Source organism: Streptococcus sp. Marseille-Q8145 (assembly GCF_965112035.1).
This window is the reverse complement of the sequence record NZ_CBCOPQ010000001.1, coordinates 426,467-451,083: the sequence shown is the minus strand read 5'-3', so window position 1 is coordinate 451,083 and position 24,617 is coordinate 426,467. Positions and strand designations below refer to the sequence as shown.

Genomic DNA, 24,617 nt, shown 5'->3' with positions numbered 1-24,617 from the left:
GGCTTTTTTACTTGAGAACTAAGGGGCTAAGCCTTCTTGTGAAAGCTGAAAAAATAAGTTCAAACTCTTGACAGGCTAGTATAAGTTATTTATGATAGTAGTAAAGATTAGAAGGAATGAGGAAAGATAATGACCCATCCAGTTTTTGGAGTTCATGAGGAAAATGTCGAGTATGTGACACGCTATGGAGTTTACGCAGTGATTCCGGATGAAAAGAAAGAAAATATCATTTTGGTACAGGCACCTAATGGTGCGTGGTTTCTTCCTGGAGGACAAATGGAAGAAGGAGAGGACCAGCTGGCTACTCTCGAGCGGGAATTGCTGGAAGAGCTTGGCTTTAGCATCCAAGTAGGAGATTACTTTGGCCAGGCGGACGAGTATTTTTATTCTCGCCATCGGGACACGCATTTCTATAATCCTGCCTATATTTACGAAGCCCTTTCTTATCAGGAAGTAGAAAAGCCGCTGGAAGACTTCAATAATCTAGCATGGTTTCCTGTCGATCTTGCAATTGAAAAATTGAAACGTGGCAGTCATAAATGGGGAATTGAGCAGTGGAAGCGTAAATATCAGAATAACTAGCCTGCTATATGTAAAATGATATAAATTACAGGCAATCATTCACAATTCCGGAAAAACGTGTTATAATAATAGCGACGATTTAAGGTAGGAGGCAAATGAATGAAGCTTATAAATACGACGAATACCCACGCAGAATTAGTAAAAAATCAGTTGGAAAGTACAGACGCAACGCTTGTAGAGGTTTATTCTGCGGGCAATAGTGATGTTATTTTCACAGAGGCCCCTAGCCATTACGAAATTCTCATTTCAAATAAGCATCGCGCAATCAGAGAGCAAGAAATTGAAAAAATTAGAGAATTCTTTTTGAAACGAAAAATTGACCAAAAGAATATTGACGCCTCTGCCATTCGGACGATCTATGCCAATAGTTTGATTGAGATTTCGATCCCGATTAAAGGATAATGACTTGTTTACGGGTTTAAACAGTTTTACATTCTCAATTGTATTCTTTGCTTCCCGATGGAGGTAATAGCAAAATCACTTGAAAGACTCCGCTTTTCAGCTCTTGCTTTCAGGTGTTTTTTTATTTGTCTGATTTAGATTTTAAATTGTGTGATCTTTTCTGACTAGCCAAGTTCTTCGAACTTAATAATGTTTCCATTTTTATTCTTTCTTTTATGAAATCACCTTTATTTTATGATAAATTATGGTAAAATAACTTAGAGGAGAGTAAAGATGTTTCATAAAAGTAAGTTAATGTTTTGGACCAGTGAAGTCTTGCTGTTGACGATTATCTTTTTCATCTGGCGCCAGATGGGAGATATGATTACGCCAGTAGTGAGCGTTATCAATACGATTTTAATTCCCTTTGTTATGGGAGGGTTTCTCTACTATATCACAAATCCTTTGGTGACACTGCTCGAAAAAAAGTTGAAAATCAATCGAATTTTCGGGATTTTAATCACTCTTTTCCTACTGTTTGGTCTAGTGACAGTCGGAGTAATCTACCTTTTGCCAATTTTGATTAACCAGCTGTCCAGCTTGATCAACTCGACGCAAAATCTCTATTGGGAAATTCAGAGTTTTGTCAATCAATTATCCAAAAATCCTTTATTTAAGAGTTTAAATATTCAGTCTACTATCCAGCAGCTTAACCTGTCCTATGTAGATATTCTACAAAATATTCTAAATAGTGTTACCAATAGTCTGGGTAGCGTAGTGTCTGCTGTCATCAATACCCTCATGATTCTCATCATGACGCCGATTTTTTTGGTCTACTTCCTGATGGATGGACACAAGCTCCTGCCTATGTTGGAGCGGACCGTTCTCAAGCGCGATAAGCTCAATATATCTAGTCTCTTGACCAATCTCAATGCGACCGTTGCCCGTTATATCAGCGGTATTTCGATAGATGCCTTGCTGATCGGGACCTTAGCTTATATTGGTTACAGTGTCATTGGACTCAAGTATGCCTTAGTCTTTGCTATTTTCTCGGCTTTAGCTAACTTGATCCCTTATGTGGGTCCTAGTATCGGCTTGATTCCCATGCTGATTACCTACTTTTTTACTGACCCTAATAAAATGCTGGCAGCCTTGATCTATATGTTGATTATCCAGCAAATTGATGGGAATATCCTCTATCCTCGTATTGTTGGGAGTGTTATGAAAGTGCATCCCATTACGATTATGGTTCTCTTGCTTCTGTCTAGTAATATTTATGGTATTATGGGCATGATTGTAGCGATTCCGACCTACTCCATCCTCAAGGAAATTGTGAAATTCCTTGCCAACCTCTATGACAATCACAAAGAAGCTCAGCAGCAAAAGAAGAATGAAGAATTTGGTATTATAAAAAAATAGGAGAGTGAGACAGAAATCGGTAATTCGTTAGAATTCGATTTCGTCGTCTCACCTCCGCACAGTTGAGTAGGGCTATAAAAGCTGATGAAATCAGCGTAGTAGAGCCCACTCAACCACTGCGTCTTGCTCGACAATCCAAAAACAATTGAGGAGTCTGGGACAAAAAGATTTTAATTTTTAAAAATCTTAATTATTAAGCCCTTCAAATCTATAATTAAATGCAAAAAGCGAACAAAGCAGAATTCTGATTACCAGAAAACTAGTTTTGTTCGCTTTTTATATTTGAGGTCGGACTTTTGTCCCAAACTCTTTTTTACTACATTTTTTATGGTTCATCATTGGATATTTATGCTAAAATAATAGTAATAGCATAAAGGAGGTATCGTTATGGTAACACGTCGTAAATTTTCTCCGCAAGAAATAAGAAAAGATTCTTCTTATTTTTCGCCCTTGAAGACCATTGTAGAGACAGCCTTTTATGAGAATCAGGTGCAGGCAATCAAGACCGTAGAAGAGGCCTATCAACTGGCCTCGGTAGCTGCTGGAACGGTTGTGCTGGACATGCCGGTGATTCATACTAAGGAGCTGGGACTTCCTTCTTATGCCCGCGTTTTATTAACTAACTCGGGGGCGGTTGTCGGCCGAACTGCTAAGGCTAGACGAATTTATGGCAGAGATCGTCAGGAAGATGAGCACTTGCTGTTTCTAGTTCGTAGTGCTGTTTATCAGGCACATCAGAGGAATTTTTATAAGGCAGATGCAGTTGTGGGGCTGGATGAGGACTTCATGGTTTGCGCCCACCTGATGGTGCCTCAGGAAGAAATTAATAATCTTTATTCTTGGCTTTTGAATTTCCAGATTTTGGATGAGGAATTTAAGAACCGCCTACGAGCTTCTAAAAAGTACGAGGAAAATGATATCTTTGTCTTTTTTGATCCCAAGTGGACGCATCCAGACTATCCAGAAGGTTTGGTTTACTTTGATACCAATCATAATTGCGCCGTTATTCTGGGCTTAAATTATTTCGGAGAGCTGAAAAAGGCAACTTTGACTTTGGCTTGGGGAACAGCTGCTAGAAATGGCTATGTTGCCTGCCACGGAGGTCTGAAAATTTTCAAGCAAAATACGGACAAAGAGGACTATGTTGCATCTTTCTTTGGTCTATCCGGTTCAGGAAAATCCACATTGACGCATGCCAAACATGACCATAAATATGATATCAAGGTTCTCCATGACGATGCCTTCATTATCTCGGTCAAGGATGGCTCCTCTATTGCCCTCGAACCGTCTTATTTTGACAAGACCAATGACTATCCTACAGGCCATAGTGAGCAGGATTTCTTTGTCACCGTGCAGAATTGTGGAGTGACGCTGGATGAAAATGGGCGGAAAAAGCTAGTGACTGAGGACATCCGCAATGGGAATGGACGGACTGTCAAATCGCGCTTTGCGACTCCAAATCGAGTAGACAGAATTGATGAGCCCATCAACGCTATCTTCTGGATTATGAAAGATGACTCTCTGCCGCCTCTGGTTAAGATCAATGATCCGCTGATGGCTTCCACAATGGGCTGCACCTTGATGACCAAGCGCTCCAATGCCGAGAATGTCACTGGCTTGCACGAAGACCTGGTTATTGAGCCTTATGCCAATCCTTTCCGCGTTTATCCACTGGTGGAAGATTATCGGAAATTTCGTCGTTTATTTGAGTCGGGAGTTGCTTGCTACATTATCAATACTGGTTTTTATATGGGTAAGGGTATATCAAAGGAAGTATCTTTAGATATTATCGAGCAGATTGTAGAGGGTAAGGCTAAATTTAAGCCTTTTGGTCCTTTGGAGGGTTTTGAATACCTGGATTATAAAGGCTATGCTGTTCCAAACTTTGACGACAAGTACAAACAGCTCATTTGTGAAAGAATGCAGGTTCGTTTAAACTTCCTATTGGCCTTTAATCAGAAATATCCCAAGACAGCCCTGCCTGTTGGAGCTATTTCTCGGCTAGAAAAAGTCTTGCAGGACTTAGAGGATTAATCTGCAAAACGCTTTCCCATAAATCCTTGTGCACGAATCCCAAAAATATGTTATAATCAAGGTCGATTATAATTTTTAGGAGAAGAATCCATGGAAGACCCTGGCAGTCAGAGTATTTTATTGCAAGCAATACTGCTATTTGTTTTAACCTTACTAAATGCCTTTTTCTCAGCTTCTGAGATGGCGATGGTGTCGCTCAATCGAGCTCGCGTCGAGCAGAAAGCGGAAGAAGGCGATGTCAAATACGTTCGTTTATTAAAAGTTCTTGAAAGTCCCAATAACTTTCTGTCAACGATTCAGGTCGGTATCACCGTCATCAATATCCTGTCGGGGGCAAGCTTTGCGGATAATCTAGGGAAAATCTTTGCTTCTTGGATGGGTGATTCCAAAACAGCACATGCAGTTGCTAGTTTCTTGGCCCTTGCTCTCTTGACTTATATTTCCATTGTTTTGGGGGAGCTTTATCCTAAGAGAATCGCTATGAATCTTAAGGATAGTTTGGCTATTCGGACAGCACCAGTGATTATCTTTCTGGGGAAAATTGTCAGTCCTTTCGTTTGGTTGCTTTCAGCCTCTACCAATCTTCTCAGTCAGATGACGCCGATGAAGTTTGATGATGCAGATGAAAAAATGACCCGAGATGAGATTGAGTACATGCTGACCAATAGTGAGGAGACGCTGGATGCAGATGAAATCGAAATGCTGCAGGGGATTTTCTCGCTGGATGAAATGGTGGCGCGTGAACTCATGGTGCCGCGGACAGATGCCTTTATGGTTGATATTCAGGATGATACCAAGGAAATCATCGAAAGTATCCTCAAGCAAAATTTCTCACGAATTCCTGTCTATGATGGAGACAAGGACAATGTGATCGGTTTGATTCATACCAAGCGCTTGCTGAATGAAGCCTTCGCTAATGGATTCGACAATCTAAATCTCCGCAAGATTCTACAAGAGCCACTCTTTGTCCCTGAAACGATTTTTGTAGATGATTTGCTCAAATCTCTCCGGAATACCCAAAATCAAATGGCGATTCTGCTGGATGAGTATGGTGGTATGGCAGGTCTGGTGACGCTCGAAGACTTGTTAGAAGAAATCGTCGGCGAAATTGAAGATGAGACAGACAAGGTCGCTATCGAGGTTCATGAAATCGGTGAGAATACCTACATTGTTTTAGGAACGATGACTCTCAATGACTTTAATGAATATTTTGAAGTTGAAATTGATAGTGATGATGTGGATACTATTGCTGGTTATTATCTGACTGGTGTTGGAACCATTCCAAATCCAACAGAACGGCTCAGCTATGAAGTGGAAAGCCAGAATAAAAAAATGATTTTGACCAATGATAAGGTTAAAAATGGCCGTGTCACTAAGGTAAAAGTGGAAATATCTGAAATGATTGAAGAAGATGAAGAAGCTGAAAAATAATTCAGCTTCTTTTGTTTTAAGTTTTCCGCAAGATTTTTATAAGGAATGCTTAAGCTGAAAGTCTTATACTAGTCTCAACAAATAAGAAATGAGGACAGTCCAATGACATATAAAGTAAAAGTAAGCTATCAGAAATCATTCATCCGCTCCAAGTTAAACGAAGCAGCCTAACCAGTACTAGCAATAGAAGCAAGAAATAGATTCTCGTATCAACATTTCATAAATTTTTCATATCATCTCCTAAATGTAAAAAAATTATAAAACTAAAAACAAACCAAAGAACAGGAAAACTCCTCTGCTCGCTAGATTTTAGCTGACAGAGGAGATTTTTTATGTTTGCTGAATCAAGATTTCATTCTTTCTGCCGAGTAGCAAAGTCCACAAAGCGAAATTTATCTAATTTGTGTCGACTCTCCGTGTATTGAAACTGGCGGCCATCAGCTAGATAAACCTGAGATTTAACGGAAACGACATGCTGGTCTCGGCCGATGTCCAGAAGGATCTGGTCTTGGTCACTAACATGATCGATTGTAATTTCTTTTCTGGCATAGGCAATGTTAAGCTTTAAGGTTTCTTCTAAGTAGGCATAGATAGAATACTCTCCGATTTCTCTGGTCAGATCTGGCACCAAGCTTTTATCTAGATAGTCAATATCCAAGACAGAAGCAATGTTGTCGACCACTCGCTGTCGGACAATGCGCCAAACCAAGCGGTACTCTGGAAAGCCGGTTGTTTTTGAGAGCTTTTTATCTACAGTGATTTTATCAAGGCTGATGACATTGGTCTTGGATTGAAGCTGATGCTGTGCCACTAATTCTTGATAGCTGGTTAAGTTAGAAACAGGGAAATCTAGTTGTTCTTGTTTAACGACTTTGGAGCCCTGCCCCCGCACTTTCTCAATCAGTCCCTCTTCTTGCAGGAGCGCTAAAGCCTTGCGAACCGTATCCCGACTGACTTGGTAGATTTCCATCAGCTGATGTTCACTAGGAAGAAAGTCACCGAGCTGGTATTTTTCGCCTAAAATATCTCTTTCAAGTTGTTTGAATAATTGTTTGTATTTCTTCATAAATCCCTCTCTTGTATTCTTTTTACCATACAACTATCAAAATTTTAGCAGAAATCTTTCATTTTTACAACAAACAAGTTGCATACAGGATTGTTATCGATTACAATTGAGTTTGTAAGCTAGTTAAGAAACTAGCGAGATCAAAATATAAGGAGAGTGCTGGATGATTTCCAGCCACAAGTCAAATGGGAAAATTTGAAAAGGAAGCTAAAGATTTGCTGAAGGCAATTGGCGGCAAAGAGAATGTCACAGCAGTCACTCATTGTGCGACTCGGATGCGTTTCGTACTTGGTGATGAAAAGAAAGCTAATGTTAAAGCCATTGAAGCCATTCCGGTCGTAAAAGGAACCTTTACCAATGCTGGGCAGTTCCAAGTCATCATTGGAAATGACGTACCGATTTTTTATAATGATTTTACAGCTATATCAGGTATCGAGGGTGTTTCCAAAGAAGCAGCTAAATCAGCAGCTAAGAGTAATCAAAATCCAGTTCAGCGGGTCATGACGACTCTAGCTGAAATCTTCACTCCAATCATTCCGGCTTTGATTGTCGGTGGATTGATCCTCGGATTTCGGAATGTTCTTGAAGGCGTGCATTGGTCTATGTTGGATGGGAAAACCATCACAGAAGTGTCTCAATTCTGGGCTGGGATCAACCATTTCTTGTGGCTTCCAGGTGAAGCGATTTTCCAATTCTTACCAGTAGGAATCACTTGGTCTGTTTCTCGTAAGATGGGGACTAGCCAGATTCTAGGGATTGTATTAGGTATCTGTTTGGTGTCACCGCAATTGCTCAATGCTTACGCCGTGGCATCGACACCAGCAGCCGAAATTGCTAAGAATTGGGTTTGGGATTTCGGTTTCTTCACTGTTAATCGTATCGGTTACCAAGCGCAGGTTATTCCAGCTTTGCTGGCAGGACTTTCCTTGTCTTATCTAGAAATCTTCTGGCGGAAACATATTCCAGAAGTGGTATCTATGATTTTCGTGCCTTTCTTATCATTGATTCCAGCCTTAATCTTGGCTCACACAGTCTTGGGGCCTATCGGTTGGGCAATCGGTCAGGGGCTTTCAACGGTCGTTCTTGCAGGTTTAACCGGTCCGGTTAAATGACTCTTTGGTGCAATTTTTGGTGCGCTTTACGCTCCATTTGTTATCACTGGTCTTCATCATATGACCAATGCGATTGATACTCAGCTAGTGGCTGATGCCGGTGGTACTGGTCTTTGGCCAATGATTGCTCTGTCAAATATCGCTCAAGGCTCAGCTGTTTTTGCTTATTACCTTATGAATCGTCACGATGAGCGGGAAGCACAAATTTCCTTGCCAGCTACTATTTCGGCTTACCTTGGTGTTACGGAACCAGCCCTTTTCGGGGTCAATGTCAAGTACATCTATCCATTCGTTGCAGGGATGATTGGTTCATCTATTGCTGGCCTGCTTTCTGTAACCTTTAATATCACAGCCAATGCTATCGGGATTGGTGGCTTACCGGGTATTCTTTCTATCCAAGCAAAATATATGCTCCCATTTGCGGGGGTTATGCTTGTCGCAATCGTTGTACCAATGGCTTTGACCTTTTTCTTCCGTAAAGCAGGATTTTTCACAAAAACGGAAGATGATACAGAACTGCAAGCAGAATTTGCAGCCCAAGAAGAAGCAGAATTTGCTCATCAAGAAACAAAGATTGTCGCACCAGTAGAAATCGTTAGTCCTCTTGCTGGTCAAGTAAAAGAACTCAGTCAGGCAACGGATCCAGTATTTTCATCTGGCGTAATGGGACAAGGTTTAGTGATTGAGCCAAGTGAAGGTGAGTTGGTGTCACCTGTGAACGGTACGGTGACTGTTCTCTTCCCAACCAAACATGCCGTCGGCATCGTATCGGACGAAGGTGTGGAAATGCTTATGCATATCTGTATGGATACGGTCGGTCTAGATGGCAAGGGCTTTGAAGCCCACATTGAGCAAGGTGATCATGTGGCTATTGGACAAAAACTGATTAGTTTTGATATGGATGTCATCAAGGCTGCAGGGCTCGTGACAGAAACACCTATCATTATCACCAACCAGGATGCTTTTGTAGCAGATATAAGTGGAGAGTATCCTAGCCATATCAAACGCGGTGATAAATTGATGATAGCAAAACGGATCTAGGAATAGTTAACTCATGGGATGGCGGCTCTGAGCCCCTCCCTTTTATCAAAAAAGGAGAAAATATGACACTTGATAAAACAAAGGTTGTCTACCAAATTTATCCAAAATCTTTTAAAGACACGACTGGCAATGGTTTGGGAGATTTTCGCGGAATTATTGAAAAACTTCCTTATCTGAAAGAGCTGGGAGTGGATATGATCTGGCTCAATCCTTTCTATCCGAGTCCGCAGCGGGACAATGGTTATGATATTTCTGACTATACTGCGGTAGACCCTATCTTTGGGGATATGGCAGATTTTGAAGAGATGGTCAAGGTCGGCCAGCAGCATGGTATTGACTTTATGCTGGACATGGTTCTCAATCATTGCTCGATTGAGCATGAGTGGTTCCAAAAGGCGCTGGCTGGGGATTCCTACTATCAGGATTTCTTTATCCTTCGGGATGAGCCGACGGACTGGCTATCCAAGTTTGGTGGCAGTGCCTGGGCGCCATTTGGCGATACGGGTAAATATTATCTGCATCTCTATGATGTCACTCAAGCTGATCTTAACTGGCGCAATCCCAATGTTCGTCAAGAACTCTTCAAGGTGGTGAATTTTTGGCGAGACAAAGGAGTCAAGGGCTTCCGCTTTGATGTCATCAATGTTATCGGAAAGGATGAGGTTCTGGCGGACTGTCCAGAGCAGGATGGGAAGCCAGCCTATACTGATAAGCCAATCGTGCATGACTATCTTCGTATGATGAATGAAGCGACCTTTGGGCAGGACGATTCTGTTATGACGGTTGGTGAAATGAGTGCTACGACGATTGAAAATTGCATCCTTTACACCGCACCAGATCGGCAGGAGCTATCTATGGCCTTTAATTTCCATCATCTCAAGGTGGACTATGAAGCTGGACAGAAGTGGACTCTTAAGGCCTTTGACTTTGAAGAGTTAAAACGCCTCTTCCATACTTGGGGCAAGGAAATGAGTGATCATGATGGCTGGTCGGCTCTCTTTTGGAACAACCATGATCAGCCGCGAGCTCTCAACCGCTTCGTTGATGTAGAGAATTTCCGCAATGAAGGAGCGACCATGTTGGCAGCCAGTATTCATCTGTCGCGCGGGACGCCTTATATCTACATGGGTGAGGAGATTGGCATGGTGGACCCTGACTACGACTCTATGGAAGATTATGTAGATGTCGAGTTTCTCAATGCTTACCAGACTCTACTTGCTGAAGGGCAATCGCCAGAGGCAGCCTTCAGGATTATCAAGGCTAAATCTCGTGATAATTCTCGGACGCCTATGCAGTGGGATGATTCAGTCAATGCAGGTTTTACAACAGGAACTCCATGGCTAAAGGTGGGCAAATCCTATCCTCTTATCAATGTGGAAAATGAAATCAAGGGATCGATCTTTACCTTTTATCAGAAATTGATTGCCCTGCGTAAGGAACTGCCGATCATCGCAGAGGGCAGCTATCAGCCAGCCTATGAGGATAGTCCTCAGATTTATGCCTTTGAGCGGGAGTGGCAAGGACAAAAACTTTTAGTACTTAACAACTTCTATGCTGATCCGATTACGTTGGACATCCTACCAGACTATCAAAGCGGTCAGGTGCTGATTTCAAATTACGAGGAAACAGCAGTAGCCGTGACCATGACTTTGAAACCCTACGAAACGTTAGCTATTCTAGTAAAATAATGATTAAAAGCAGCTTAAGCTTCTTTTAAGTATGGTGCAGTATACTAGAAGCATCAAATGAAGACCTCTTAACTTTATTTGATAGAAGGAGTCCTTTAGTTTAACAGATGAGCAGCTGTTATAGCTATAGTTCCGCACCTTTTTTCATAACAATCTCCGAAAAGGTCGCCCTCTAGGGCGGCTTTTTTATGGAGAAAGCTGGAAACGGAGAGAGGTAATTTTAAGAAAAATGGAAGACTTTATCTGTTGTAACACAATGAAAATGAAACTGAAAAACAGTTTATTTCCTAAAAAATAGGCAGAATCTATCTATTTTCACTCGAATCGTGGTATAATGTAGTTATAGTAAAACGTTTTCAGGTACAAGAGGATTATTATGGTTGAAGAAGCGATTGATTATGGGAAAGTAACGGGAATGGTGCACTCTACGGAGAGTTTTGGAGCAGTGGATGGACCAGGTATCCGCTTCATCGTCTTTTTACAGGGCTGTCATATGCGTTGTCAATATTGCCACAATCCAGATACTTGGGAGATGGAGACTAACAAGTCTCAACTGCGGACTGTGGATGATATCCTACAAGAAGCCCTTCGTTACAAAGGTTTCTGGGGTAATAAAGGTGGTATTACCGTCAGCGGGGGAGAAGCCCTTCTGCAAATCGACTTTCTGATTGCTTTCTTTACCAAGGCCAAAGAGCTGGGGATTCATTGTACGCTGGATACTTGCGCCCTGCCTTTTAGAAATACGCCTCGTTATCTAGAAAAGTTTAATAAACTGATGGCGGTGACGGATTTGGTTTTGCTGGATATCAAGGAAATTAATGAGGCGCAGCATAGGATCGTGACTACCCAGACCAATAAAAACATCTTGGCCTGTGCAAAATATCTCTCAGATATTGGAAAGCCAGTGTGGATTCGACACGTTCTGGTGCCAGGCTTAACAGACCGTGATGAGGACTTGATTGAGCTAGGTAAGTTTGTCAAAACACTCAAGAACGTTGATAAGTTTGAAATCCTTCCTTACCATACTATGGGAGAATTTAAGTGGCGGGAGCTGGGCATTCCTTATTCACTGGAAGGTGTGAAGCCACCGACTGCTGACCGGGTCAAGAATGCCAAGGAATTGATGCATACAGAATCTTACACCGAATACATGAATCGAGTGCATAATAACTAAGTGATGTAAGTAGGGGAAATGGACTGGAGAGAAACCAGTCCATTTTTTTCAATAAAACACCGGCTAATTCTTTGGGATAGCCTAATTTTATAAGATTTGATAGCATGGAAGCACACATTTAAGTACATTGCAGCTAGTGGCTGTCTGATTTTAAAAGGATATAGATATTAGAGGCGCTTATAGCAAGCTTTCTTCTTTTTGCCTGCTTAGCTTTCACCTCTATGTGTAAGGCTAGAAAAGTTAGGTCCAGCTTCCAAGAAGGTGTTTGAATAAAGGCGGAATTTATGGTATAATAAACCCTAATAGCGATTTTTTTAGAGAATTGAATAAGCGTAGTGGGAGTAGTGTTTTGGAAAAGAAAAAAGCCATTGTGGTTTCGGGAGATTACGGGTATATTAGACAGATTGAAACAACAATAAAATCTCTTTGCTGTCATCATAAAAATCTAGATATTTATGTTTTCAATCAGGATATTCCTCAAGAATGGTTTTACTATACGCGTCGGAAGGTAGAAGCAGCTGGGAGTCAGTTGAACGATGTGAAATTGTTTAATGACCAGATTGACGATCAGGTGAAATCGAAATGGGAAGCTGGGACTTACGCTCATATCAACTACATGGCCTATGGGCGCTATTTTATACCGAATTACGTTGCAGCAGATAAAGTCTTATATTTAGATTGTGATATTGTTGTGACACGAAATCTGGATCATCTTTTTGAGATAGATCTGGAGGATTATTATGTAGCAACGACTCGCGCGACATATGGAGTAGGCTTTGGCTTTAATTCTGGAATGATGCTCATCAATAATAAGCGTTGGCGTGAAGAAAACATGGCTCAGCAATTGGTTGAGTTGACAGATAGAGAATTAGCCAATTTTACTGAAGGTGATCAGTCTATCTTGAATTTGATGTTTGAGGGCAAAAAACTTGATTTGGAAGATACTTATAATTTTCAAATCGGTTTTGACATGGGAGCTGCGCTAGATAAGCATGACTGGATTTTCGAAATTCCACTTTCTCCACTACCTGCTGTTTTGCATTATATTTCTGGTCAAAAACCATGGAACACTGTTTCCAACATGCGTCTGCGTGAAGTATGGTGGTTTTACAATTCTCTTGATTGGTCTACAATTATTGAGACAGATGAATTTGATGTCGAGAAAGCTATTAAACAGAGGGATGAAGGTTTTGCTCTCCACTGTGTAACCTTGACAAACTCAGATAGGTTAGAGGGAATTGAAGATTTGGTGAATGCATTACCAAACTGTCTATTTCATATTGCTGCCTATACACAGATGTCTGATAAGTTACTCAAACTGATGGCTTATGAAAATGTTCGTTTGCACCCTGCAATTCTGCCATATCCTTTGAGAGATTTACTTGCAAGCTGTGACATTTATCTTGATATCAATCACGATCAGAAATTCGATACTGTAATTAGAGAGTTTCAAGAGTCTGGTAAGCCTGTTTATGCCTTTGATAATGTACAAACAGAAGGGGTTTCAGAGCAAGTATTCTCACATGGGAATTATCAGGAAATGGTGGAAAAAATTCGATCAGATTTTAATTAAATGACGAACTGCCCCACATTTTGTAATCAAAATAGAGAAAGCAAGTTGATTCCTTATCTATAATTCTATGGAATGGGCTTGCTTTCTTAAGTCTTTGACTTAAAAGACAAGTTTATGTATGAAAAGAGGGCTCTGGGCAAGTCCACAATACAAATAATAAAGGATAATAAATGGAGCACTTTGGTCTTAAGATAAAGAAGCGTCAGAATATTTTTAGAAAGAGAATCTTCTTTACACTGTTTATTATAGCTATTTATATATTAGGAAGACATATCTTGCTTCCAGGCTACAATGGCAGTATGGAAGCTTTTCGGGTAAAGGAAGACAATCCCTTGGCCGCTTTCTATTTGCTGGCAGGAATTGATGTTTCTCAGATTTCAGTATTTTCTTTGGGCTTAGGACCCTGGATTACGACGATGATTGTATGGCAAGTCATGAACCTAAAGAAAAGCTGGAATATACAATCTTGGTCTCTTAAAAAAACAGATTTCTTTCAAAAAATTTTAACCTTGTTCTTTGCGATTGTGCAGGGACTAGCCATTATGTACACCGCTTATAGAGGAAATGGTCGCTTTCTACTTCTCGTGGATGATTGGCTCTATAATCTAGCAGTTTTACTCACAGTTGTGACAGGCAGTTTTATCATTATTTGGTTGTCAAGTCTTAATACTCGTAAAGGAGTGGGAGGATCAACCATTATTATCATTTCAGGGATTTTACTCCAATTTGCTGACCAATTAATAGTCTTGATTGGGAAGTCCTTGTCTTCTGTCCGAGGAGGAATGATGTTAGTTGTGGCTTTATTGGCCTATCTTCTTTTGACTTTTGTTGCTGTTGTGTGTGAAAAAGCTGAGATACGTCTGCCACTTAATCGGATCATGTTGAGCAGTCGCTACTATGATAAATCTTATTTGCCAATTAAGTTCATTCCTTCTGGTGGAATGCCCATTATGTACGCAACAAGTGTCTTGATGTTGTTCCAATTATTACTAGACTGGACGGGGAAAGGATTTTCAGTAAAATTTGGGAATTTGTTTGACTTTACAAAGCCCTTGGGTCTCTTTGTTTATCTAGTTGCGATTTACTTGTTGGGTATTTTGTTTGCCTATATCAATTTAGAACCGGAAGAGACAGCGAAACGCTTGCAGCGTCAGGGAGAATATTTTGACTATATTCAGCCTGGGAAAGAAACCTTAAAAGTGTTAAAACACTATATTTCTTTGCAATCAAATATAGGAGCTATTTATCTCATCTTGTATGTCGGCCTGCCCTATTTTATTAATTTCTTCTTGCCTTTGCCAAGTTTCTTTTTGACCTTGCCAAGCACACTAGTCATTTTGATCAGCATGCTCTTGCCCTTGCGTGAAGAAATACGAATCTTAAGAATCGGGACTTATTATCATAAAGAACTAGAAGTAAAAGGAGAATAGAGGGATATGTTTTACTTTGTACCTTCTTGGTATAAACAAGATCGAAAATGGTATTCTACTGCCCTACCTTTCTATCTGCAACCGAAAAATATGATGTTTGATGATGCCGTAAATTTATTGCGGATGTTTCAACAATCAGGAGAAACCAACTCTGTCCTGATTTTGAATTATTCACCTCATATCCGAACTTTCTTTTATCAACAAAGACTTTCATCAGATGAAATGTGGAATCTATTTGATAGCATACAAGGTCTGACAGATGTGCCTGCACGAAAAATTCGTTTGGATGATTTGAAATGGCCTCAGGGAGCAGAAATCTTTTATACTCCTTTTATTGTAGATGTTCACGTCGATCACCTACCTCATGCTCAGATTAATTTTTCACAAATAGGTAATATTTTTGATATTACCTATTTTGAAAATAATCAGATAGATTATCAGCTTGTTTTTGATGACCGTGGCTTTGTCTCCAGTATTATCTATTTTGAGCATAATCAGCCTTATTATCAGGACTATCTGAATGCACAAGGGATATGGCAATTCAGAGAATTTTTGACAGCTGATAACCAGCAGGTCATTATCAATCCTGAGGCACAGGGCACATTTGCTAAGGATGTCTATCAGAATATTGAGGAGCTTGTTAAAGAAAAGCTAGAGCAGCATTTGGCTTCTGTTTTAACCAAGGATGATTCGATTATTGTTTCAGCAGATGTGCAGCATAATCATTTTTTCCAACAGATTAAGAAGGATCATCTTGTTGTTCTGTCCTTCTTTAGCAATCGTTATCCGATTATGAATACAGAACAGCTCTTGTCTGATTTAAAAGATACCCCATTTTTTGTGGTAGATAGCTTGGATAAAATCGTGAAGATTGCAGAACAAGTGGGGGAAGTAGAAGAAGAGCAACTTCCTGCTTATTATGAGATTCCACCCTATGACACACAGTTGAATCTTGGGCATAGTCAGCGGAAAAAAGAGTTGATCATCTATGTCAATTTTGATACTTTACCAGAACATCATCTTCAATATGTCTTTACTTCCTTGTTTGATATGATGTTGCAACATGAGTGGATTGACTTATTGGTCGGGACGCAGAGTCAAGATTTTGGTCGAGAAGCTTCTATTCGACAGTTTCTTGAGGAATCTTTATCATCAACAAAGTATGCAGAAAAATTGCTCCTTGTTGACAAAGATAAGGCTGCTAAGAGTGGCGATCCACGTTTAGAGGATGATGATAGCCTCAGAGAGCGAATTGATACTGTGGTGATTCATAGTGATACCGATTTGGCAAAGGCTCTGAAGTATGTTCGGGTCATCTTGGATTTGGGAAGCCCAGCAGATATACGAACCCAAATTGCAGGTATCAGCGGAGGGATTCCTCAAGTGAATTTGTATAATTCTTCCTATGTCAAGCATGGCGAAAATGGTTGGATCATGAATGATATTTCTAACCTGATAGAGGCACTCTTGTATTACCTCACAGATTTGGAACACTGGAATCAGTCTTTGGTGCATTCGGTTAAGAGGATTGAGCTGTATACAAGGGGAGAAATTGTCGAAATGTGGAAAAATACGATAAAGGAATTAAAGCTAAATGAACAGAATTAGTGTCCTACAGATTGCCAATGAGAATTGGCAGCACCAATATGAGATTCCTAGTAATATCGCATGGACATTTGTTAAACCAGAAGATATCATGTCTCTCTTGCCTGAAGATATTGGTATTTTAAAAAAGGATGGGAAGAAACCAAAGGCTGCTAAGCCCTATGATGTTGTATTGGTAGATACTGTTGAGCATTTTGAGTATATTACAGTATTGGACAGCTTAATTCAGGTTTATCGCTTGTTTTATCATGAACGCTGTCAGATCACTACAAAAACTTTGGAAAGATTCCTTTTACGCAAAAGGGCCGTTCAGTCTACTTTTGAAGATCCAGCTCAGATGCTGTATCTTTTTTCACGGGGCTTTTCTTCCAAGCAAAGTGGTACCAAGCTCAGTGTTAATCACCTAGCCGTCAATCCCTCCTTTTCAGGTCAGATTAACTATGAAGGAACTAACTATCTCCGTCTGTGTGGCCAATATGGTGAGGATTACCAAACTGTAGCAACCTATCAGTACAATATCTTTCTGAGTGCAGACGCCCCTTTGGATTTATGGCCAGAGTTCAGAATTTCTGAAGATTGCGCAATTCGTTATGTCATCAAGGGTTATCCAGTTGGCAATTCTCCTATGCAAGAATGGATTTATGATGAAGAATCTTTTGATAAGCCTCTCGTTTTGGATACCAGCGATTCTTATTACCTAAGCGTCAGTGTTCAAGTGAAAGGTCAAGGAATTGTGAAAATTGGACCATTCCACCATCGCCAGTCTCATTTGGGTTATGGGGATTTATTGATTGGTGGAAATCGTGTCGTGGATAAAAATCGGGAGGAATTGATTTACTACTTCCATCCTGGTGATTTGAAGCCACCTCTCAATATTTATTTTTCTGGATATCGTCCAGCTGAAGGATTTGAGGGATACTGGATGATGAACAATTTGGGAGCGCCTTTCTTGTTGATTGGAGATCCGCGTTCTGAGGGTGGTGCTTTCTATCTCGGCTCAGAAGAGCTAGAGCAAAAGCTTGTTCAGGTCATTTATCACTGTTTAGATGAATTAGGCTTTACAAGGGATCAGTTGACCTTATCCGGACTATCAATGGGGACCTTTGGAGCTCTGTACTATGCTTCCAAGTTAGAGCCTCATGCGGTGATTGTTGGTAAGCCCTTAGTAAATTTAGGTGATATTGCAGAGAATGAATCCACGATTCGTCCTGGAGGTTTTCCTACTTCTTTAGATTTGGTGCTTCGTACAACAGGAGAATTATCAGAGGAAGGAACAGCTCAACTTAATGAGCACTTCTGGACAGCATTCAAAGAGGCTGATTTTTCAAGGACGAAATTTATTGTGTCTTATATGTATCATGATGACTACGATGGTACGGCCTACCCTGATATGCTAGAAGATCTAGGAAAGCGAGCTTATCGCGTTAATGTCATTAGTAAAGGATTGACAGGACGACACAATGATGATACGCAAGGAATTGTCGAATGGTTCTTTAATCAATATAAAACTTTATTAGTGAATAGTTTTGAAAGGAAGTTTGATTCGTGAGATACAAGGAAGAAATCTATTTTGCTTATTGGGATATGCAAAGTGTATCTCAGTATCTATATGGATCGTCTGTGAAGCTGCTAGCAGATGGGCATGTCTTATATGAGAATCAATTCATGCCGTCTGGTACAGTCATTCATGAATGGCATTCGCAAGCAAACTATCAGGCTTTACGAAATACGAGCCAGCTTCCTGAATTGAAGCGAGGAGAAAAATATATCTTTGGCAGTCATCTGGAGACTCTTCCTGAAAATTCGACCTACTTAAAGATTGAATTTATGAATGCGCGTGATGAGGAGATTTTTAATCAAATCATTAAGCAGGGTGAGACGATGAGCGTTCGTGTTCCTAATAATACCCATCATTATAAAATTCAATTAGTGAGTTCAGGTTGCCATCGTTTCTTGTTTGAAAGCATTTATATTGCCGAAGAAGGTGTGGCAGATTATACAGTCGATCGCTATTGGATTTCGAAATTGTTGCATAAGGACGTCAATCAAGAGACGATTTACGTTTGCTTTACGGAGCCTGATTTCAATCGGACGGGCTACATTCCAGAAATTGTTCGGGAGCATTTTCCAAATTTGTTGGTAGTCAATTCTTCCTATAAAGACGCTCTTTTGTATATGGAAAAAGAGTTCTTCGAAATCTTGCTTGGAACAATTGAAAAGCTGTCTCGAGAATATTCTTTTGAGAAGGTCGCTTTTGCTGGCTATGGACCGATTTCAAATATCGCAGCCTTACTTTACTCCAAGCAATTTGAAAATGCCTATGCTTTAGTGACTGATGATTTTATGTCAGAATTGGATTATCAGCATGTTCTGGATCGCTATCGAAATAGGGTGAATTATCCTTTATTTAGAGATTTGCTGCTGGAACGCTTCAATTCAGCCAGAGTAAAAGAATATGCCCATCTGAAAAATAGGCCGCGGGTACTAACCAAAATTGATTATTTGTTGGATCAGTCCTTTTTGCTTCAAAAAATAGACTTGGAGAAAACGGAAGAGTGGATGAGAAAGAATGAAGCCTAAAAAATTACATTTAGCTAATTCCTTTAAACTAAGGCGTTATAAAAAAATCTTAGAAAAGATTAATCAGCTTTCTGACAATTATGCAGCCATGTCAGATGAAGAATTGCAGGCTAAAACTCAATGGTTTAAAGGCCGTCTTTCTAAGGAAGAAAGGCTGCAGGAAATTTTACCAGAAGCTTATGCCACCATTCGTGAAGCGGCTAAGCGCGTCTTGGGGCTCTATCCTTACGATGTACAAATCTTAGGTGCCTTAGTCATGCAAGACAATCAGATTGCCGAGATGAGGACGGGAGAGGGCAAAACACTAACAGCAATTCTGCCCCTGTACTTAAATGCCTTGACTGGAAACAGCACCATCTTGGTTACGGCCAATGAATATTTGGCGATTCGTGACGCTAAACAAATGGCTCCTGTTTTTCATTACTTAGGGATGACAGTTGGGGTTGGTGTTTCAGAAAATCCAGCTAAAAGATTGAAGGTTGCGCAAAAGCAGCGGATTTATCAAAGTGATATCGTGTATACAACACATAGTGCGCTGGGATTTGATTACCTTGAAGAAAATTTAGCGACCTCTCAAGTAAAGAAATTTTTGCCTAAGTTCTATTTCTGTTTAGTGGATGAGGTTGATGCAGCTCTCTTGGATAGTGCACAGATGCCTCTGATTATATCAGGCTCTCCGCGGGTTCAGTCCAATCTATTTGTTACCTGTGATGAGTTTGTTAAGACCTTGAAGGAAGGGGAAGATTTTAAGCTAGATTCGACTCGGACTTCAGTCTGGTTGACGAGAAAAGGTGTCAAGGAAGCAGAAGTATACTTCCGTGTACAAAATGCTTACGATCCAAATAACTACCAACTGATCCGTCAAATCAATTTGGCCTTAAGGGCCAATCATTTATTTGAAAAAGATCGTCAGTATACTGTAGAAAATGGCGAAGTCAAGTTGATGGATGAGGCAACAGGGCGAGTTTTAGAAGGGAATAAACTTCAATCTGGTTTGCACCAAGCCTTGGAAGCGAGAGAACGCGTAAAGATTTCCTTAGAAACACGTTCCATGGCCTCTATTACCTATCAAAATCTGTTCAAGATGTTTCCTAAATTGGCGGGGATGACGGGTACAGGGAAGGTCTGTGAAGATGAATTTCGTGAAGTGTATGACTTGGGAGTGGTCGTTGTACCGACTAGAAAACCCAATCAGCGGATTGATTATCCAGATGAGATCTATCTAACTATCCCTCAAAAACTTTATGCTTCTTTGGATTATATTAAAAAACTACACAAAAAGGGGCAGCCAGTTTTGATTGCGACAGGATCGGTAAGAATGTCAGAAATTTACTCCATGCTCCTGCTGCAGGAAGGAATTGCTCATAACGTGCTAAATGCCTACAATGCAGCAAAAGAAGCAGAGATGATTGCACAGGCTGGCCGGCGTTCTGCGGTAACCGTCGCAACTTCTATGGCTGGTCGTGGAACGGATATTATCCTAGAAGAAGGTGTTGCTAAATTAGGCGGACTGGCGGTTATTGGAACAGAGAGAATGTCCAGTGAACGAGTGGACTTGCAGCTTCGTGGTCGTGCAGGCCGTCAAGGCGCACCTGGACTAAGTAAATTCTTTGTTTCACTTGAAGATGATATTATTACAAAGACTGGCAGTAAGTGGATCAATGATTTTTATCAGAAAGAAGTCGCCAAGCCAGAGGAAAAACAGAAGGTTCATCTAAAATCTGTTCGTATTAAATATGAGGTGACAGAAGCTCAGAGAAACAGCGATAATGCGGCAGCTGCTTCAAGACGATCAACGGAGCAGTATGACGAAAGTATCCGAATTCAACGGCAAATCATTTATAACAAGCGTAATGACATTATTGCTCGTCCTGACTTTAAACTAGAATATTTTTTATCTGTTTTATCAGATGCTATGGACGCCTATATGAAGAAGCATCCATTTAAAGAGCAGGCCGATTTGTATCGATTTGTTTTGGATAATATTAGCTACTATTGTCAAGGCATTCCAAGAGATTTAGATGTGACAAACATTCGTCAAGTTAAGAAGTTCCTATCTAAGCTTTTCATTGAAGAATATCAGCGAAAACGCGATAGAATTGAGGATTCAGAACTGTTTGGGCAGCTTCAGCGCATCGCAGTGTTAAGAGCAGTGGATGATTGCTGGGTGGAGCAAGTTGACTATCTCCAACAATTTCAAACTTTAGTGGTTAGTCAAGGTTATGCGCAAAAGAATCCTATATATGAGTTTCATAAAGAGGCTTTTGAGTCATATAAGAGAATGAATGCAGACATGAATCTTAAAATTATAAAAAATATGGCGCTTAGTTATGTTAATGTTCAGCCTACAGGGAAATTAGAGGTTTTCTTTGGCTAAAGTTTTGACAGATTGTGCTATAGACTTTATAATAAGGATATAACTGCATTCGGGAGAAAATGTATATTTATGGGTAAGAATAATAAAGCAAAATCAAAGGGGTTTAAGCGCGTTATATCGAAGTTTAAACGATTGGTGACGGAGGATGATAATTATTATGATCCGGATGCAGCCATCTTAAAACCGATTAGCCGAAAACCCCAAGAGCAGAATCAGGTTGTGTTAGGTATTAATGAAGAATTAAAACCACAGACAGAGCCAATTTCTATTATGGAAGACTTTGAGGATTTTCAAGCCAACAATAGCTTGGTAGTAGATGATCTGATAAAAAATGTCAGTCAAAGTTTATCAATGAGCGTTTCGACCTCAATGAGTTTGTCTGCTGAACATTTCGATAGTGGCTCTGTTTCAACAAGCGAGAGTTCTCTTCAAGATTCGCTGTGGGAGAAGGATTCATTAGAGACTTATTCTTTAGACTCTTCTTCTCACATTATCGATCAGTCAGATTCAGAATCTGAGCTGGTTCTTGAGGATGAATCCTTATCTGCTTCTATCAGCACCAGCGAGAGACTTTCCGATTCTGAATACTGGAGTATTTTCGAATCTGAGTCCCTCAGCATATCAGAGTCAGATTCACTTTATGAGAATGAATGGCTATCCGCTTCTATTAGCACGAGTGAGAGTCTTTCCGAGTCTGAATACTGGAGTATCTTTGAATCTGAATCTCTCAGCATATCAGAATCAGATTCGCTTTATGAGAGTGAATGGCTATCCGCTTCTATCGGTGCAAGCGAGAGCCTTTCCGAGTCTGAGTACTGGAGTATCTTTGAGTCTGAATCTCTCAGCATATCAGAATCAGATTCACTCTATGAGAGTGAATGGTTATCCGCTTCTATTAGTGCCAGTGAGAGTCTTTCTGAGTCTGAATACTGGAGTATCTTTGAATCTGAATCTCTCAGCATATCAGAATCAGATTCACTTTATGAGAGTGAATGGTTATCCGCTTCTATTAGTGCCAGTGAGAGTCTTTCCGAGTCTGAGTACTGGAGTATCTTTGAATCTGAATCTCTCAGCATCTCAGAGTCAGATTCACTCTATGAGAGTGAATGGTTATCCGCTTCTATCAGTGCCAGCGAGAGTCTTTCCGAGTCGGCTTCTATCCTTCTTAGCGAATTCGTTTCAACTTCGGTAGCGGATAGTCAGTCAGTTTCTCTGTCAGAATCCATTAGTGCTAGTCTGAGCCTTTCAGAATCTGAGTCTCTAAGTGCCTTAGAAGAGACTTCTATGAGTCTTTCGAATTCAGTTTATGAGGAGGAAGCGTATTCACTTTCAGTAAACGAGAATAAGCCAGATACTTTCTTGATTTCTCTTAGCACTAGCCTGAGCCTCTCTACTTCTGAATGGTTGGCTCAGTCTGAGTTTACTTCACTTAGCCTTTCGGCATCTGAATCTTTGAGCATCAGTCAGTCTCTATCCTTGAGTGAAGCATTTTCTCAACTTCTTTTTGAATCTGAATCAGCCAAGGAGAGTCAGCAGCTATCAGAATCACTTAGCCATAGCCAGTCCCTTTCTCTTTCAGAATCTTTGAGTGAATGGACAGTAACTTCTCTCAGTCTCAGTGAGTCAGTCTCTTTGAGCGATTCAATCTCCCTGAGTGAGTCCATTGCCGAGTATACTTGGTTAAGTTCTTCATTATCGGTTAGTGCCTCTGTTGCCCAATCCGAATTGGAAAGCCAATTGGCATCAATTTCCGAGTCTATTAGTGTCTCAGAATCTCTCAGTCAGAGTGTGAGCGTCTTCACTTCTTTCAGCTTGAGTGAGTCAGTTGCCTTGAGTGAATCCGAAAGTCTCAGTGCGTCAAGCTCCTTGAGTTTGAGTGAGTCAATTTTCTTGAGTGAATCTGAAAGCCTTAGTCAGAGTCTCAGCCTTTCAGAATCCTTGAGCCAGAGTGTCAGCACTTCACTCTCTTTGAGCCTCAGTGAGTCAATTTCAGTCAGTCAATCTGAACAAGAAAGTCAGAGCCTTAGTGTGTCAGAATCCTTGAGTCAGAGTGCAAGCCTTTCGACTTCCTTTAGTTTGAGCGAATCGCTTTCCGAATATACTTGGCTCAGTTCGTCACTCTCAGCTAGTGCCTCTGTTGCCCAATCTGAATTGGAAAGCAAGTTAACATCGATTTCCGACTCTATTAGTCAGAGTGCTTCAATCTCTCTGAGTGTTTCAGAATCTCTCAGTCAGAGAGCAAGCCTTTCAACTGCCTTTAGTTTAAGTGAATCAGTTTCCTTGAGTGAGTATGAAAGCCTTAGTCAGAGCCTCAGTGTTTCAGAATCCTTGAGTCAAAGCCTGAGTGTTTCAAGCTCCTTGAGTTTGAGTGAGTCCGAAAGCCTTAGCCAGAGTCTCAGTATCTCTGAATCATTAAGTGAAAGTGCGAGCCTTTCAACTTCTTTAAGTTTGAGTCAATCAATTTCAGAGTATAATTGGCTCAGTTCTTCACTCTCAGTTAGTGCTTCTGTTGCCCAATCTGCATATGAGAGCAAGTTAATTTCAGTTTCAGAGTCGGCTAGTCAGAGCACCTCAACCTCTATCAGTCTTTCCGAATCTCTTAGTCATAGTGTCAGCATCTCAACTTCCTTTAGTTTGAGTGAATCGATTTCCCTGAGTGAATCAGAGCAAATCAGTCAAAGTATTGTGAGAGTTTCCTTATCTGAGTTTTATAGCATTTCAGTCTCAGAGTTGCTTTCTTACAGACAGAGTGTTTCAGAGTCTAAGTCAGTATCACATAGTTTACAAGTCTCAGAATCTCTGTCACTTAGCTTGTCTCGAACAGAGTCAATGCTTCTTGCCTATCAACAAGAATCGCTTGAAAGTATGAGTCTTGCATCTCAGGAACTTTCAGAGACAGTCGCACTATCTCAAGAAAGCCTGTCTGTCCAAGTATCTACAACTCCAAACTTGAGCGTAACAGATCAAGAGGCATATCAGATGGTAAGACCAGGTTTACAGCCAATTTCTCCTGACTTAAAAAATGTCGCTAGTACATTATCTGGATTGGCTTCTATCGCTCAAAATAAGAAAGACCAGCGATAATTTTAAAGATACTAGAGGATGCAATAGTATCCACATATAT

At 40.5% G+C, this 24,617-nt stretch carries 15 protein-coding genes and 1 pseudogene; 15 read left to right on the top strand and 1 reads right to left on the bottom strand.

What is annotated here, in order from left to right:
* Nucleotides 1-129 precede the first annotated feature (129 nt).
* From ACWPVL_RS02240 to ACWPVL_RS02220, 5 genes are all read left to right on the top strand, one after another.
* Nucleotides 130-582 (top strand): NUDIX domain-containing protein, encoded by a 453-nt coding sequence (locus ACWPVL_RS02240; RefSeq protein ID WP_015605494.1) that lies wholly within the window; start codon nt 130-132, stop codon nt 580-582.
* 99 nt (nt 583-681) lie between these two features.
* Nucleotides 682-984, top strand: coding sequence for a DUF1827 family protein (locus tag ACWPVL_RS02235; protein ID WP_005590795.1), 303 nt, complete (start codon nt 682-684; stop codon nt 982-984).
* 273 nt (nt 985-1,257) lie between these two features.
* Entirely contained in the window at nt 1,258-2,382 is a 1,125-nt protein-coding gene (locus ACWPVL_RS02230) for an AI-2E family transporter (protein ID WP_125407029.1), read from the top strand.
* Nucleotides 2,383-2,769: 387 nt separating this feature from the next.
* Nucleotides 2,770-4,416 carry a phosphoenolpyruvate carboxykinase (ATP) gene (locus ACWPVL_RS02225; RefSeq protein ID WP_454386539.1) on the top strand — a complete coding sequence of 549 codons (1,647 nt, stop codon included), beginning with the start codon at nt 2,770-2,772 and terminating at the stop codon, nt 4,414-4,416.
* Nucleotides 4,417-4,506: 90 nt separating this feature from the next.
* Entirely contained in the window at nt 4,507-5,847 is a 1,341-nt protein-coding gene (locus ACWPVL_RS02220) for a hemolysin family protein (RefSeq protein WP_454386537.1), read from the top strand.
* Nucleotides 5,848-6,199: 352 nt separating this feature from the next.
* Here ACWPVL_RS02220 and treR read toward each other — a convergent pair whose 3' ends face one another.
* Complete coding sequence (gene treR / locus ACWPVL_RS02215) at nt 6,200-6,913, bottom strand: trehalose operon repressor (protein WP_454386535.1); 714 nt, start codon at nt 6,911-6,913, stop codon at nt 6,200-6,202.
* 185 nt (nt 6,914-7,098) lie between these two features.
* Here treR and treP point away from each other — a divergent pair.
* The 10 genes and pseudogenes from treP to ACWPVL_RS02165 all read left to right on the top strand — a co-directional run bounded on the left by treP (nt 7,099) and on the right by ACWPVL_RS02165 (nt 24,577).
* Nucleotides 7,099-9,066 (top strand): annotated as a pseudogene (gene treP / locus ACWPVL_RS02210) (PTS system trehalose-specific EIIBC component).
* Between the two features lie 62 nt (nt 9,067-9,128).
* A complete protein-coding gene (gene treC / locus ACWPVL_RS02205; RefSeq protein WP_454386533.1) occupies nt 9,129-10,754 on the top strand; it encodes an alpha,alpha-phosphotrehalase in 1,626 nt (541 codons plus the stop codon).
* A 376-nt stretch (nt 10,755-11,130) separates the two neighbouring features.
* Complete coding sequence (gene pflA / locus ACWPVL_RS02200; protein ID WP_314480627.1) at nt 11,131-11,928, top strand: pyruvate formate-lyase-activating protein; 798 nt, start codon at nt 11,131-11,133, stop codon at nt 11,926-11,928.
* A 349-nt stretch (nt 11,929-12,277) separates the two neighbouring features.
* Nucleotides 12,278-13,501 carry a glycosyltransferase gene (locus ACWPVL_RS02195; protein WP_454386824.1) on the top strand — a complete coding sequence of 408 codons (1,224 nt, stop codon included), beginning with the start codon at nt 12,278-12,280 and terminating at the stop codon, nt 13,499-13,501.
* Between the two features lie 170 nt (nt 13,502-13,671).
* The gene (secY2, locus tag ACWPVL_RS02190; RefSeq protein ID WP_454386530.1) at nt 13,672-14,931 is read left to right on the top strand and encodes an accessory Sec system protein translocase subunit SecY2; all 1,260 of its coding nucleotides are present in this window, start codon (nt 13,672-13,674) and stop codon (nt 14,929-14,931) included.
* A 6-nt stretch (nt 14,932-14,937) separates the two neighbouring features.
* Nucleotides 14,938-16,539 (top strand): accessory Sec system protein Asp1, encoded by a 1,602-nt coding sequence (gene asp1, locus ACWPVL_RS02185; RefSeq protein ID WP_454386528.1) that lies wholly within the window; start codon nt 14,938-14,940, stop codon nt 16,537-16,539.
* On the top strand, nt 16,526-18,085 hold the full coding sequence (asp2, locus tag ACWPVL_RS02180) for an accessory Sec system protein Asp2 (protein WP_454386526.1): 1,560 nt from the start codon (nt 16,526-16,528) through the stop codon (nt 18,083-18,085). The genes asp1 and asp2 overlap by 14 nt, the downstream gene beginning before the upstream one ends.
* On the top strand, nt 18,082-19,116 hold the full coding sequence (gene asp3, locus ACWPVL_RS02175) for an accessory Sec system protein Asp3 (RefSeq protein WP_454386524.1): 1,035 nt from the start codon (nt 18,082-18,084) through the stop codon (nt 19,114-19,116). The genes asp2 and asp3 overlap by 4 nt, the downstream gene beginning before the upstream one ends.
* Nucleotides 19,106-21,493 carry an accessory Sec system translocase SecA2 gene (gene secA2, locus ACWPVL_RS02170; RefSeq protein WP_454386522.1) on the top strand — a complete coding sequence of 796 codons (2,388 nt, stop codon included), beginning with the start codon at nt 19,106-19,108 and terminating at the stop codon, nt 21,491-21,493. Before asp3 ends, secA2 begins: the two co-directional genes overlap by 11 nt.
* A 69-nt stretch (nt 21,494-21,562) precedes the next feature.
* A complete protein-coding gene (locus ACWPVL_RS02165; RefSeq protein ID WP_454386520.1) occupies nt 21,563-24,577 on the top strand; it encodes a hypothetical protein in 3,015 nt (1,004 codons plus the stop codon).
* Nucleotides 24,578-24,617 lie beyond the last annotated feature (40 nt).

Excerpts from the sequence above, each read along its gene's own strand:
- ACWPVL_RS02240 (WP_015605494.1), top strand. The coding sequence starts at position 130 with ATGACCCATCCAGTTTTTGGAGTTCATGAGGAAAATGTCGAGTATGTG.
- ACWPVL_RS02235 (WP_005590795.1), top strand. The coding sequence starts at position 682 with ATGAAGCTTATAAATACGACGAATACCCACGCAGAATTAGTAAAAAAT.
- ACWPVL_RS02230 (WP_125407029.1), top strand. The coding sequence starts at position 1,258 with ATGTTTCATAAAAGTAAGTTAATGTTTTGGACCAGTGAAGTCTTGCTG.
- ACWPVL_RS02225 (WP_454386539.1), top strand. The coding sequence starts at position 2,770 with ATGGTAACACGTCGTAAATTTTCTCCGCAAGAAATAAGAAAAGATTCT.
- ACWPVL_RS02220 (WP_454386537.1), top strand. The coding sequence starts at position 4,507 with ATGGAAGACCCTGGCAGTCAGAGTATTTTATTGCAAGCAATACTGCTA.
- treR (WP_454386535.1), bottom strand. The coding sequence starts at position 6,913 with ATGAAGAAATACAAACAATTATTCAAACAACTTGAAAGAGATATTTTA.
- treC (WP_454386533.1), top strand. The coding sequence starts at position 9,129 with ATGACACTTGATAAAACAAAGGTTGTCTACCAAATTTATCCAAAATCT.
- pflA (WP_314480627.1), top strand. The coding sequence starts at position 11,131 with ATGGTTGAAGAAGCGATTGATTATGGGAAAGTAACGGGAATGGTGCAC.
- secY2 (WP_454386530.1), top strand. The coding sequence starts at position 13,672 with ATGGAGCACTTTGGTCTTAAGATAAAGAAGCGTCAGAATATTTTTAGA.
- asp1 (WP_454386528.1), top strand. The coding sequence starts at position 14,938 with ATGTTTTACTTTGTACCTTCTTGGTATAAACAAGATCGAAAATGGTAT.
- asp2 (WP_454386526.1), top strand. The coding sequence starts at position 16,526 with ATGAACAGAATTAGTGTCCTACAGATTGCCAATGAGAATTGGCAGCAC.
- secA2 (WP_454386522.1), top strand. The coding sequence starts at position 19,106 with ATGAAGCCTAAAAAATTACATTTAGCTAATTCCTTTAAACTAAGGCGT.
- ACWPVL_RS02165 (WP_454386520.1), top strand. The coding sequence starts at position 21,563 with ATGGGTAAGAATAATAAAGCAAAATCAAAGGGGTTTAAGCGCGTTATA.